Source organism: Paenibacillus sp. FSL H7-0942, from assembly GCF_045040715.1.
Taxonomy (GTDB): Bacteria; Bacillota; Bacilli; order Paenibacillales; family Paenibacillaceae; genus Paenibacillus; species Paenibacillus amylolyticus.
On record NZ_CP150279.1, the window covers coordinates 5188415 to 5203826 of the forward strand.

2 protein-coding genes are annotated in these 15412 nt (G+C 40.8%); both read right to left on the reverse strand.

All coding sequences use genetic code 11. The features are described from left to right. Positions 1-14 precede the first annotated feature (14 nt). Positions 15-7733 carry a non-ribosomal peptide synthetase gene (locus MHI48_RS22900; RefSeq protein ID WP_076329994.1) on the reverse strand — a complete coding sequence of 2573 codons (7719 nt, stop codon included), beginning with the start codon at positions 7731-7733 and terminating at the stop codon, positions 15-17. A gap of 18 nt (positions 7734-7751) precedes the next feature. Beyond that, positions 7752-15401, reverse strand: coding sequence for an amino acid adenylation domain-containing protein (locus tag MHI48_RS22905; protein WP_405141868.1), 7650 nt, complete (start codon positions 15399-15401; stop codon positions 7752-7754). Positions 15402-15412 lie beyond the last annotated feature (11 nt).

Consider the following 15412-nt stretch of genomic DNA (forward strand, 5'->3'; position numbering starts at 1 on the left):
TAGCCCCTCCGCTTTTAAAGTTGTTTTAACAGGCTGTCGAGCTCTTCAAGTGACAATTCGCTATCACCGTAATCGCTAGGAGTAAACTCAGATTCTTCTAAATTTGTACAATGATTGATCAAAGAACGCAGTTGGTTCAAATACTCTTCTACTAGAAGCTGAATACTCTCTTTGTCATGTTCAGTTTTCAGGTAATTTAGTTGGATTGTAAATTCCCCTTGTTCTACCAAACACACGATATCTAATTGAAAACTCTTAGCATTAGATCCAGCTATAGTACTTCCAGATCCGTAAGGAGATAAGCTATATTCTGTTCCGTAATCTGTATCGAACTGACCCAAATAGTTAAAACTGATACCAGGGAGTGGTGTTTCTTGCAATTCTGCGCAGGCTCTATCTTCACTCAGATATTTCAGAATCCCAAAACCAATACCTCTTTTAGGAACTTTTCTTAGCATCTCCTTCGTTTCCTTAATCTGTTCCGCCCAGCCGAGATATTCTGAGGTTAGAGAAACTGGAAACATAGATGTAAACCATCCAACTGTACGAGTTACTTGAACCTGATTATCTATTTCTTCTCTTCCATGCCCTTCCATGGTGATCCCTAATGTTGTTTGACCATTCCATTGTTTCATGGCTCGAGCAAGGGCACTGAGAAGTAAATCATTCATTTCAGTATGGTAAGCTTTATGTGCTTCAGTTAATAATGTCTTCGTTTCTACAGAAGTTAGGCTAGCCATAACCATATCAGATTCCATCCATGTACCAACCGTTTGCTCCTGATTTGAGGCTTGGCAACGATTCAATATATTCTTCCAATATTCAATCTCACCAACTAGTTCATGACTTTTTGCATATTTTTGCAAAGCAACCGACCATTCCTGGAATGAATCGGTTTTCCCTGAGGACTCAGGTAACGATCCCTCTGCTAACTGCTTATAAACTACCGATAAATCTTCCATAAGAATACGCCACGAAACGCCATCTATAACCAAATGATGTGCGATCAATAAGAGATGATCGCCTTCTTCCGTTTGAAATAGTCCTGCATGGAACAACGGTGCTTTATCCAAGTAAAATGAAGCCTGCAACCTTTCAGCTTCCTCTTGAATAAATAATTCTGGATCGGGTTCACCTTTTACATCTACAACTGTCAGGATTTTTTCAACATTAAAATCCGCTTCATATCTTTGTACTACCTGTCCTGCCTCTTCGTGAAAACTCAAACGAAGCGAATCATGGTGTTGGACTAAGTACGTTAATGTCTTTTCAAGAAGATCAGGCTGATATCCATCTTTCCGATAGAGCATCATGGCTTGGTTCCAATGTTCAGGCTTAACAAACTCTTGTTCAAAGAACCATTGTTGTATCGGAGTATGTTGAACCTCCCCACTTACTTGTGCTGACTCAGCTTTGATTTCCAAAGGCTTTATGCAAGCTACTACGTCACAAAGGATTGGATTTTGAAAAAGTTGTTTTACTTCTAGTTTCATTTTCGCCTTGTATAATCTAGCGCATATCTGAATTGCCTTGATTGAATCCCCTCCGAGTTGGAAGAAATGATCATGAATACCGATCTTTTTGTAACCCAACACATCCTGCCAAACTGTAGACAATATCGTTTCTACTTCATTCCGTGGCGCCTCATATTCGCGTCCTGTGTCTGTTGTTTCTTCCGGTTCTGGTAATGCTCTGCGGTCTACTTTGCCATTTAACGTGAGAGGGAATCGATCCATTATGCAAAATCGTCCAGGTACCATATACTCAGGTAACATCTTAAGGAGCTCTTCTCTCAATTGAGAATGATTCAGAGTGTATTCCTGTTCGGGTACCACATACGCACATAGATATAACTTCTCATCCATATCAAGCTTCGTCAGGACAACAGCTTCACGAACCTTCTCCAAACCTGAAAGAACATTTTCAACTTCTTCTGGTTCAATGCGAAATCCGCGAATTTTAACTTGTGAGTCTTGTCTACCAACATATTCTATATTCCCTTCATTCAACCACTTAGCCAGATCACCCGTTCGATACATCCTTTCTCCTTCTTTAAAAGGATGAGGGATGAATCTTTCTTGGGTTAGCTCTGTACGATTAAGATATCCTTTGGACAGACCTTCTCCAGAAACGTATATTTCACCTACAACACCAATTGGTTGGAGCCGTCTGTTTTCGTTTAGAATTAAAATTTCAGTATTAGTCAACGGTGTACCAATCGAAATTGGATCTGATAAAGGTTCATCCCTAGGCACCTCATAGTAAGTTGCGAACACTGTCGTTTCAGTTGGACCATATCCGTTGATAAAACGCGTTTTCGGATTGTGTTCCAAAGCTCTTTTAACATGAGTCACCGATGCGCGTTCTCCGCCAAACAAAATGAGTCTCATCTCAACAAAACAAGAAGGAACCTCGTCAGTAATTGCATTGAAAAATGCTGTAGGGAAGAAACTTACCGACACATTTTGGGCCTGGATAAGTGCTGGTAAGCTTTTCATATCTAGCATCGTCACTTTGTCCACCAATACTAAAGTTGCTCCATTGGTTAATGTTCCATATATATCAATCGTAGATCCATCAAAACAATAATTTGAAAATTGAAGAACACGATCTGTATCATGAATATCAATACAATTATTATTTTGAACTGTTCGGATAATATTTTGATGAGTTGTCATTACACCCTTAGGCTTCCCAGTAGAACCGGACGTATAGAGGATATAAACCAAATCATCCATTGATTGTGCTATTGAAGGATTCTTAGACTCATCTCTATCTACATGATTTCTTACTAGGGAATTCAAATCCCAACAAATACCTTCAAAATCGCTTAAGCGTACACGTAACTCTTCCTGTACCAATATCAGTTCGGTACCACTATCTTCAATCATCAGTTCCAATCTTTCTTGCGGATATTCAGGATCTATTGGCATATATGCACCGCCCGCTTTGAGAACCCCTAGAATACCTGTAATCATGTGAATGGAACGTTCAGTCATCAAGCCAACGATTGTATTTCTACCAACACCATGTTGTAAAAGCTTCCAAGCAACACGATTAGCCATCCTGTTTAACTGATCATAGGTCCATTGTTGATCATTGAACACGACTGCAACATGATTTGGCGTTCGTCGTACATGTTCTTCAAACAGTTGAGACACTGTACCCAGACTCTCTCGTTTAGTAGGCAACGTATTAAACTTGTCTAATACAAAATGTTTTTCACTATCTGTCATCATTTCAATGAAACCGATAGGATTATCTGGATTAATAATGATTTGTTCTAATAATTGAATCCAATGAAGAACCATACGTTCTATAGTGCTCCGCTCAAATAGCTTAGTAGCATACTCTAAGCTGAACGAAATTCCATATTCGTACTCCATGACTTCCATGGAAAGATCGAATTTTGCAAATTTATAATCGAGATCAATTATCTCGCCAACTGTCCCATCGACATTCAGAAATTGCTTCTCCGATGCGTTATTTAACGAGAACATGGCATCAAACAATGGATTTCGTCCAACATCGCGGTTTGTCTGTAACTTTTCCACTAAAAATTCAAAGGGATAATCTTGATTATCAAAGACTTTTAAGACGGCCTCTTTAGTCTCTTCTAAGAAATTATTAAAACTCTTATCAGGGCTAGGAGCTCCTCTTAAAACAAGCGTATTGACAAACATGCCCATCATCTTCTGAACGTCAATATGCCTACGGCCTGATATTGGTGTACCAACTACAATATCTTTTTGACTAGTGTACTTACTCAACCAGACCTGATATGCTGCCATTAATACCATATAGAGTGTACTTCCATTCTTAGTTGCCAATTGTCGGAGACCAGCTGTCTTTTCTTTGTCTAGTTGAATCCGGACACGATCCCCTTCAAAGCTTTGAACGGTTGGACGTATATGATCAGTTGGAAGTTCCAGTACAGGAAGTTCTCCAGAGAGATAATCTAACCAAAAAGACTCTTGCTTTTTAAAATCCTCTGAGTCGTGTTGAGATTGCTCCCATACTGCATAATCTTTATATTCAAGTTCAATAGGTTCTAATTGCCCTTCTGAATAAAGGATGGAGAATTCTTTCCAAAATACATTCATTGAAAGACCATCTGAAATGATGTGGTGCATATCAACGAAAAGAATAGACTCATCTTTTTTTGACTGCAAAAGACTCGCTCTCATTAATGGTGCTTCACCAAGATTAAATGGCAGAATCAGAGTTTGTATTTTTTCCAATAAAACATTATGGTCGGTGGTTTCACTTTGCGTTAATCCAGCCTGAGTTGAGAGTTTAATATCTTGCAGATCATATTTTCCAAGCGAAAATGATACTGCAGCATGCACTTTTTGAATTGGAGTACCATTAACCCACTCAAACGATGTTCGAAGTGCTCCATGTCTTTCAACTAGTTTCGATAATACCTCTTCTAATTTGTCAAAATTAACTTTACCCTTTAAGCTAACAGCAGTAGGGATATTGTAACTTTCATTCGCACCCTCAAATTGATTAAGGATCAGCATTCGCTTCTGGACAGAAGAAACCGGATAACTATCTTGTTCACAAGCCTGTTGAATTCGTTCAAGACGTTCTGGAACTGAATTTGCCACATAAGTAGCAAGCTCATGCAAGACTGGAGTTTTAAATACTTGTTTGAATGGCACTAATACATCTAATTCCTTATGAATATGAGATACAAGATTCATGACCTTTAAGGAATGGCCGCCAAGAGTGAAAAAGTGATCATTTCTACTGATTAACGAAATTCCCAATACACGCTTCCAGATGTTTACCATTTTTGTTTCATGCTCATTTTGAGGTGCTTCTTGTACCGACATATACTTCTCAAACGTCGCTTCCTCAGGAAGCGATTTCTTATCGATTTTCCCATTAGGCGTCAATGGTATTGCATCCATAATGACATAGTAATTAGGTAGCATATAATCAGGTAGTAAAGTAGAAAGGCTATCTCGGACATCCCTTACACTCAATAAGTATTCTTGTTTTGGGACGATGTACGCCCAAAGACTTGTTTGATTGCCTTGGTCACTCTTTGGTACAACTACGGCATCACTCACTCCAACCAACAGCCGAAGAGAAGCTTCAATTTCACCAGTCTCAATTCGATATCCCCGAATTTTCACTTGGTTGTCCATACGTCCTACGTATTCAATATTCCCGTCACGATTCCAATTCGCAAGATCTCCAGTCCGATACATTTTTTCATCGGTTTTGAAAGGGTGCTGGACAAACTTCTCTAATGTAAGACTTTCTCTATTTAAGTATCCTTTCGCTAGTCCTGGTCCTGCTATACACAGCTCTCCAACTGCTCCAATAGGTTGTAAATTCCCATCATTGTTGAGTATTAAAACTTCAGTATTGGTCAATGGCTTGCCAATAGGGAGAGAGTTAGATAGTGGCTTGTCTCTTGGAATTTCATAATAAGTTGCAAACACTGTTGTTTCTGTTGGACCATAGCAATGAATAAAACGAGTCTCAGGGTTATGGTCTAGTACCTTATTAACATGTGCTATTGAAGCCCGTTCTCCCCCAAACAACACGTGTCTCATCCCATTAAAGCAAGTAGGATCTTCATCTATCATCGCATTAAAAAACGCGGTAGTGAAAAAGCTCACAGAGACATCCTGTGTTCTAATCAGCTCTGACAAGCTATTCAAATTTAGCATTCTCATTTTATCTACTAGCACTAAAGTTGCACCATTTGTTAAAGCACCATAGATATCCATGGTGGATCCGTCAAAACAATAATTTGAAAGTTGTAGAATTCTATCTTTTTCGTTGAACTCAATATAATTTGTGTTCTTAATAACTCGAATAATATTACGGTGGGATGTTAATACACCCTTTGGTTTTCCAGTAGAACCGGATGTGTACATGATGTATGCAAGATCATTAATTGCATTGATTACCGGTGGATTGTGGTATACCCGTTGGTCTTTATCAGTCATACTCTCAACTAAGTCCCAACAAGTCACTTTGAAAGGAGCTAATTTGGGAATTAGATGCTGTTGTGTTAGGACTAATTTTGCACCCGAATCTGATAACATGTACTTCACTCTATCTGAAGGATATTCCGGATCAATCGGTACATAGGCTCCTCCTGCCTTAAGTACACCTAGTATACCTACAATCATCTCGATAGATCTTTCTGACATTAATCCAACAACAGTGTTTTGTACGACACCATAATTACGCAGTTTCCAAGCAAGGCAATTTGCCTTTTTATTAAGTTCCCCATAAGTTAAGCTAACTTCACCATATGAAACTGCAAGATGATTCGGATTATTGTCCACCTGACTTTCAAACCATTCCGTAATACAATGATTAATTTCAGACTTTACTGATACCCCACTGTACTCCTCTAACAATAACCTTTGAGTAGAATGAGAGATCATCTCGAGCTGACATACTTGTGAATCAGGATGATTAGATGCATGCTGAGCAAGTTGTTTCAGATTCTCCGATATTTCTTTGATTAATTCCCCATCATAAACGCTAGAATTATAGTTCACTCGAAAAGTCAATTCTGCTCCAGGAACCACAATGATATCGAGTGCATAATTTGTTCGATCTGAAGCATGGATGTCGGTTATTTCAAAACCTACTTTATCCCTGTCTGCAAGGGATCCATGACTAGGGTAATTTTCGAAAACCAGTACGTGATCCAGTAAGTCTTGCTTCAGTTCAGACTTGGACTGAATTTCGTAAAGGGGATAGTAACTATGAGGTTCAGATTCAATGGACAAGGTCTGTACCATATGCATTACATCTATTAATTTATCTTGTGGTTCGCATTTCACCCGTACAGGAATTGTATTAATAAATAAACCCATCATTTGCTCAATATCAGCTACTTGGGAGGAACGGCCTGAATAGACCGCTCCAAAAACAACATCTTGACTATTGTTATATCGTTGAAGCAGAAGACCCCATAATGTTTGAATAACTACATTTAAGGTAACTCCACTAGATAAACCTAGGGATTGAATGTTCTTGGTTAACTGAAAATTGAATGAGAATAAATATTGTTGGTTATTATTTTGATCTATCACTTGCTCTACAAATTTATTCTCTGGGATAGAAGTTTTCTGTTCAAACCCCTTCAATCTTTTTTCCCAGTAAATAGAAGATGCAACTTTATCTTGTGCTTCCAACCACTCCACATAATTGCTAAATGGTGCGACTGAAGGAAGCTTTGGCTCTAACCCATGAAGAAGTGATTCATAGGTAGCGAACCATTCTCGCAGAAACAGGCCCACACACCAACCATCTATAAGAATATGATGGAAGCTCCAGATGATATTGAATGATTGCTCCCCAGTTTGGTACACAAACATTCTTATCAACAAATCCTTAGTTAAATCAAATCCTTTTTTCCTGTCACTCCGACAATACTCTTCTATTAAATGTTTTTGTTCTGCTTCATCGTACATTCGTAAGTCTTGATATGGAATTAAAATTGAACGCTCTGCCAAAACTACACGAACCATTTTGTTTAATTTTGAGAAATTAAACACTGAACGGAATATTTCGTGGCGATGGATCATATAGTTAGCTGCTTCTTGAAGAATGTTAAGATCAAGTTTTCCTTGTATTGTAATATTTGTTTGTTCAAAATATGCTTCAGACTTTCTCTCTAATTCATATTGGTAGAACATGCCTTCTTGCATGGCTGTCAGAGGATACAAGTTAACAATTTTCGTAGCCATAACTCCACTCCCACTTCTTTAATCGATTGAAAATTCTATTTCTTGAGCTAATTCATCGAGCTCAGACTGGGAAATTTTCATCGTGTAATCACTTGGTGTATGTTCTGTCTCATTTTTTTCTCGGCAATATTGAGAAACCTCACGTAACTGTTGACTATATTCCTTTAGAATTCCCATCATCGTTTCTTCAAGGAACTCGCCACCATTGAATGTCAGATTTATCTTCATTTCTCCATCCTCTACAATAGCAACGAAGTCCCATACAAATGATCGCTTGTTGATTCCACCTATAACTGTTCCTACATCATAAGAAGATAACTCAAACCCTTTTCCTGAAGAGAACTCACCTAAGTAGTTAAAGCAGACTTCCGGTTCCAAGTCGGACTTGAACGGGAAGCTCGACTCTGAACTGGATAAGTATTTCATCATCCCATAGCCAATTCCATGTTTAGGTATTTGCCTTATTGTTTCTTTTGTTTCTTTTATAAGTTCTCCCAATTCTCCTGAAGAATGAGATAAAAATACAGGAAATAACGAGGTAAACCAACCTACTGTCCGAGAAACATTAATGTCTGCATCCAAATTTTCTCTTCCATGGCCCTCCATCATAACTCCAAAACGATCTAATCCCATTTTAGTTTTCATTGTGCAAACAAGAGCGCTAAGTAGCAGATCGTTCATCTCTGTGTTATACGCTTTATGAGCTTCCGTCATTAACCCCTGAGTCTCCTCATAGTTCAGACGGATGGAAACCGTTCTACTATCCTTCCAACAACCACTCCATGCTTGTCCTTCCGTACGTAACCGCTGTGGCTCATAGTTCGCCATTTTTTTCCAATACGTAGAATCCTCTTCAAATTTAGGATCGTTCACATATTGTTTCAGTAAATGTGACCATGCCTGAAACGAGTCTGTCTTATCCGGTGAGACAGGTGATTTACCCGCTTCTATTTGATCATAAATCTCATGTAAATCATCTAAGATGATACGCCATGATACACCGTCTATAATGAGATGATGTGCAATAAGAAGTAAATAATCTCCAGCGTTAGTTTGGAATAACCCTACTCGAAACAAGGGCGGGTTATCTAATTGAAAACTACTTTGCAGTTTGTTGGCTTCTTCTCGAATGCGCTCGTGTAGTTCTACTTCGTCTCTAAAATCGAATATGTTGAATACAGTACTTGTGTCAATGACTTCTTCATATTTAAGTTCAAATGAATTTCTTTCTGTTTGACAACTTATTCTTAAAGCATCGTGCTGAGCAACTAAGTAAGACAAACTATCGCTTAAATATTTCGGATTGTATCCACTTTTCTTGCAAGTCATGATAGCTTGGTTCCAATGCTCTGGTTGATCAAATTCTTGTTCAAAAAACCAGCTTTGAATTGGTGTTGGTAGTATAGAACCTGCAACATTCTGAGCTGCTTTCCGTTCTAACGCTTTGACGTATTTCACCACGTCTTCTAAAATCGGATGCTTGAATAAATGTCTCGTCTCTAAATTCAATCGTTTCTTGTACAATCGAGCATTAATTTGAATAGCTTTTATGGAATCCCCACCAAGCTCAAAGAAGTGATCGTCGACGCTGACTTGGCTGACTCCCAGCACTTCCTGCCAAATTTCCACCATGTCTTCTTCCATTTGAGTTCTTGGTGCCACATAAGATGTTCTTGCTGCCTTCGCCTCTTCCGGCTCCGGCAGTGCCTTTTTATCTACCTTTCCATTCGACGTCAGCGGTAGCTGGCTCATAATGACGATTCGGCTAGGCACCATATATTCAGGCAGGATTCTCAGTAAACCACTTCTCAGTTGTGATCCGGTTGTTCCCTCTTCTACGGGTACGCAGTAAGCACACAGGTATACTTGCTCCTCCTGATCTTTCCGTGGCACAACCACCGCCTCACGCACACCATCCATCTGGTCCAGCGCAGCTTCGATTTCACCAATTTCAATGCGGTATCCGCGAATTTTCAACTGATCATCTTTCCGACCAAGGTACTCCAGAGTTCCATCCGGCAACCAACGCGCGAAGTCTCCGGTCTTATACATCCGTTCCCCAGGTTTATCCGGGTGAGTTACAAACTTCTCCGCCGTGAGCTCTGCTCGATTTAGATACCCGCGAGCAAGGCCGATCCCGGCTATACACAGTTCCCCGACGACGCCAATGGGTTGCATCCGTCCGGCCTCATCTATGATATAAATTTCCGTATTATCGATGGGACCACCAATCGGTACAGATCCTTGCGTTTGACCAGCAGGTCTTTGCCACATGGTTGCATATACTGTACTTTCGGTAGGTCCATAGGCGTTGAAATAAGTGATTCCTTTGGTGTGCTCCAACAAACTTTCGGTCGCAGCGGATCCCGCTGTAATCAGCATCCGTAGTTTGGGTAGGTGCTGAACATCAACATACAGTGCAAAACCCGGTGGCAAGGTCGCTATCGTCACCTGTTTCTCCGCCATCCATTGAGTTAGTTTCCATGCATCCCGCACCGTTTCACGGTCTGGCATACATAACACGCCGCCTGATAACAAACTTTGCACAATTTCTGCTACCGATACATCGAAAGAAATGCTCGCAAATTGAAGAATACGTTCCGAAGGAGTGATATTCATTTGATTACGTAATGCTTGTCTTAAATTCACAACACCTCGATGCTCTACCATCACACCTTTTGGCTTTCCAGTCGATCCCGATGTATAGATGACATAAGCGATATCTCCAGCTGCATTCGTTCGCATCGGATTGACTACTTCTTCCGCTTCTTCGGCCAATGCTTCCATACAAACGCTGCTCACACCATGCTGAGTGACCCGTTCCTCAAGATGGCTTTGCGTCAACACCACGTCCACGCCACTATCCATCAGCATATAGGCAATGCGTTCTTCTGGATAATCAGGATCCAGTGGAACGTAAGCCCCTCCTGCTTTCCAAACCCCTAGAATTCCTGCAATCAACTCGACCGACCGATCTGCCATAATGCCGACGAGACGTCCTGCGCCAATGCCCGTTGCTTGCAAATGCCAAGCCACTCGATTCGCCAACCGATTCAATTCATCATACGTCCAGCAAGTTTCATTGAAGATCAGTGCGGTTGCTTTCGGTCTTTCTGCCACCTGTTCTTCAAACCAGTCTGCTGCCGTTTTCTCGATATCTAACGGAACTTCCGTGCGATTAAATCGATGTAGCTCTTCCCGTTCAGGCTCGGATATCATTTCGATGGCCCCGATAGTTAGCTCCATTTCAGATGCAATCTCCTGAAGGAGTTTTAACCAGTGATCCCCCATCCGCTGTACGGTCGTTCGATCAAACAGCTGACTTGCATATTCTAAGCCAAAGACAATACCCACATCGGTTTCCCAGGCTTCTAAAGTTAAATCAAACTTAGAAATACTCCATTCAATCTCTAATGGATCCAGTTTTAATTCAGACAACCCCCAATCACCTATAGCTGTGTTTTGCATCGAAAATAAAGCATCAAACAGAGGGTTACGGCTCGCATCCCGTCTAACTTCCAGCTTTTCTACCAACCGATCAAAGGCGTACTCCTGATTTTCATAGGCTTGTAACAATGTTGTCTTCACTTCCGACAAGAACGCAGTGAATGTTTTCTCTCTTGTTGGTGCTCCCCGCAGAGCTATCGTGTTTACGAACATACCTAACATCTGTTCCGTATCAGCGTGACGACGCCCAGCAATAGTGGTACCCACTACGATGTCTTCTTGACCACTGTAGCGGGTTAACCACACTTGGAACGCGGCCATGAGTACCATGTACAGTGTACTGCCACTCTTCGCTGCCAGTTCTTGCAGTCGATCTGTTGTTTCTTTTTCCAATTCGAATGTGATTCGGTCACCTTCAAAGCTTTGCACCAGTGGACGCGGTCGATCAAGAGGAAGTTCCAGTATGGGAAGCTCTCCGGATAATTGATCCAGCCAGTAAGATTCCTGATCTTTCATGGACTCACTATCCATTTGTGCCTGTTCCCACGCCGCGTAATCCTTGTAGCTCAGCTCTAGCGGTTCTAGAGTTTCGCCCCTATATATCCGGGACAGTTCATCCCAAAATAATGCCGTAGATACTCCATCTGAAATAATATGGTGCATGTCCATCACTAATACATAATCCGACTGCCCCTGTTCCGCAAGCCAAGTTCGCATGAGTGGAGCTTGTTGTAAATCGAATGGCTGGATGAGTTCACTCAGTTTCTGACGCAGGGAACTCCCTAACTTCTCGCTGGCCTCCAACTGTCCGAGCCGCTCTAACCGGTACGGGACGTTCTCATGGATGATCTGCAGCGGCTCGCCGTCGCCCCATGTAAATGAAGTACGCAAAGCTTCGTGTCTTTCGACCATCCTTTGAAGGGCAGTTTCGAGTTTCTCCACATCCAGGTCACCCTGAAGCCGAACCGCCATAGGCATGTTATAACTTGTCTGTTTCTCACCAATTTGATTGAGAATCAGCAATCGACGCTGGGCAGATGATACAAGATATGCCGTTTTAGGCGCTAACGGTTGAATGGGCTCAAACCGACTCTGAGCTGCTCGCGCTGCATATTGAGCTAAATCATGGAGAATCGGGGTATTGAATATCTGTCGAAGAGGCATCTCGATCTGCAATTGTTTTTGAAGGGCTGACACTAAAGCCATCGCTTTTAATGAATGTCCGCCTAGCTCAAAGAAATGATCATAGATGCTGATCCGTTCTCTCACCAATACATCCTGCCAAACCTGAACCATTTTGGTTTCCCATTCATCACGCGGTGCAGCATAAGCCCTTCCACTTGTCATCCCATCCTTTGGTTCTGGCAAGGCTTTACGATCCACTTTTCCATTAGGCGTAAACGGGAGCTTCTCCAGTGCGATAAATCGTTCGGGAACCATAAAATCCGGAAGTTCTTTTTTTAAACCACTCCGAATCATGTTCACATCCATTGATGTTGTTTCAGTGCCCATGACCACATAAGCTACTAAGTAAAGCTGGCCTTCCTTATCGTTTCTTGCCAATACAACTGCATCTTGTACGCCTGATAGCCGTTGCATGGCGCTCTCGATTTCTCCAATTTCAATACGGAATCCCCGTATTTTCACCTGATGATCAACCCGTCCAAAGTACTCCAGATTCCCATTCGGTAACCACCTAGCTAAATCCCCTGTCTTATACATTCGCTCTTCCGGTTTGTATGGATGCTCCACAAATTTTTCTGCGGTGAGATCAGACCGATTAAGATATCCTTGTGCCAACCCTACTCCCGCAATGCATAATTCTCCAACTACCCCAATAGGTTGTTGTTGTCCCCAGCGATTCATGATGAAAATCTCTGTATTGGCAATGGGCTTACCGATAGGTACGTTCTTATCTAGCATTTCATCAGAATTAAAATTCCAAAGAGCTGAACAAACCGTGTATTCAGTAGGTCCATAGGCATTTATGTATCTGATAGACTTAAACTTTTCAACCAAATTCATAGAAGATGATGAACCGGCCGTTATTAACACACGCAAATAAGGCATTTGTTCAACATCAAGGTACACTGCAAATCCGGGTGGGAAGGTGGCTATTGTAACTTGATGTGTAGTCATCCATTGTGTCATCTCCCATGGATCGTGGATCGTTTCATTATTTGGAATACAGAGTGTTGCCCCTTGTAAAATACTCTCTGCCAACTCTAACACCGATGCATCGAACGAAATACTCGCAAACAAAAGGATCCTATCATTTTGTACAATTTGTAATTCTTTTTTGAATGCTTCACTTAAGTTTGATACACCACGATGCTCGACCATGACCCCTTTGGGTCTACCCGTAGATCCAGATGTATAAATGATATATGCTAGATCATCTGGCTGATTTACAACAGATAAGTTTTCAAAAGTTATCTCCTGCTTTTGAAAAGTCGCCTCATCCAGATAAAGTCCATTTACACCAAGACTTTGGAGTAGATTTTTCATATTAGTTTGGGAAAGAACCCACTCCACTCCACTATCTGAAATGATGTACGACAGTCGATCTTCTGGATAGTCCGGGTCTAAAGGTAAGTACGCTCCCCCAGCTTTCCATATTCCTAAAATCCCTGCTATCATTTCTGAGGAACGATCTGTCATTATCCCTACTAACATTCCGGGTTTAATTCCAATATCGTGTCTTAAATGATGTGCAATGCAATTGGCTTTTCTATTAAGTTCGAAGTAAGTCCAAGAGATATCTCCAGTAATTAAAGCGATTTGATCTGGTGCCTTCTCGACTTGTTTTTCAAATAACTCTTGAATTGTGACATCACGATCAAACCACTCATTTTCTCCCATATAGTTTTCAAGTTGCTTAAGCTCTGACTGCGGAACAATTTCATACTCACTGATTTTTCCATTTGGAGAATCAAGCATGCTCTCTACCAAACAAAGCATATGATTTGGAATATTCTCAATTCCGTCACTCTCATATTTCAATGTATCGTAGAGTATAGAAAATTCTAAACGATCTGATGGATGAACAATAAGGCCAAATGAGAAGTTTGTTTCTTCAAATCTAGAGACCCCTTCAATATGAAATCCATGCTCATCATCGTTAATCCCTTCCCAGTTAAAACGGTTAGGATAGTTTTCAAAAACTAAAACATGATCCATTAAATCTTGCTTTAACGAAGAAAGCGCTTGAATTTCATAAAGTGGGAAGAAGTTGTACGCTTCTGACTCTAATGATCCCTCTTGGATAAGCCTCATTACCTCGGGTAAACTGGCATCCCTTTCAGCGGATATACGCACAGGGATAGTATTAATGAATAAACCTACCATTTTTTCGATGTCAATTACACTAGCTGGTCTGCCCGATACAACCGTTCCAAAAATCACATCTTCATGACCACTATATTTTTGTAACAGAATCCCCCAAAGTGTTTGTATAACGGTGTTAAGCGTAACCCCGGTAGTTCTTGAGAGATCTTTCAGCTGACTTGTCACTTCTTCGTTAAACGCAAAGTCAATTCGTTTGAAATGACTACCTTCTCTTTCGGAACTCATCTTTCGAAAAGGAAGCGAAGCTTTTTCTTCATATCCCGCGGTGAACTTTTCCCAATAGTCTGCCGCTCCATTTTTATCTTGCTTCTCTAGCCAGTCCACATAGGACCGGAATGGTTCAGGCTTACCGAGGAGAGCATTACCTCCTTCTACTTTCGCCCAATAAATTTGGAACCATTCTTTAAGAAGGAGTTCCACACTCCAACCATCAAGCAAAGAATGATGATGACTCCATACCACGTGGAATTTCCCTTGTTGTGTGAAAAGAGCCAATCTGTGTAACGCTATACCGACCATTTGAAAACCTTTATTAATATCATTTTCTTTATAAGATTCTACAAACTCTTCACATTCTTCATCACATAAATCACTAATATCTTTCTCATATATATCGAATTCTAGTGAATGGAGCACCACTTGCATCGGTTTAGATAGTTTCTCGTGGGCAATAATAGTTCGTAAAATATCATGTCGATCACAGAGAGCCTTATAAGCCTCTATAAACAATTGATGATCAAAATCCCCAACAACTGCGAACGAGATTTGTTCAAAATATACCTTCGGATTCTGATCATAAAGTGTATGAAATACAATCCCTTCCTGGAGAGGGCTTAACGGATAGATTGTCTTGATTCCTTGTTTTTTGCTCATGATATGTCTCC

Coding starts and splice junctions, on each gene's coding strand:
- MHI48_RS22900 (WP_076329994.1), bottom strand. CDS start 7,733: ATGGCTACGAAAATTGTTAACTTGTATCCTCTGACAGCCATGCAAGAA.
- MHI48_RS22905 (WP_405141868.1), bottom strand. CDS start 15,401: ATGAGCAAAAAACAAGGAATCAAGACAATCTATCCGTTAAGCCCTCTC.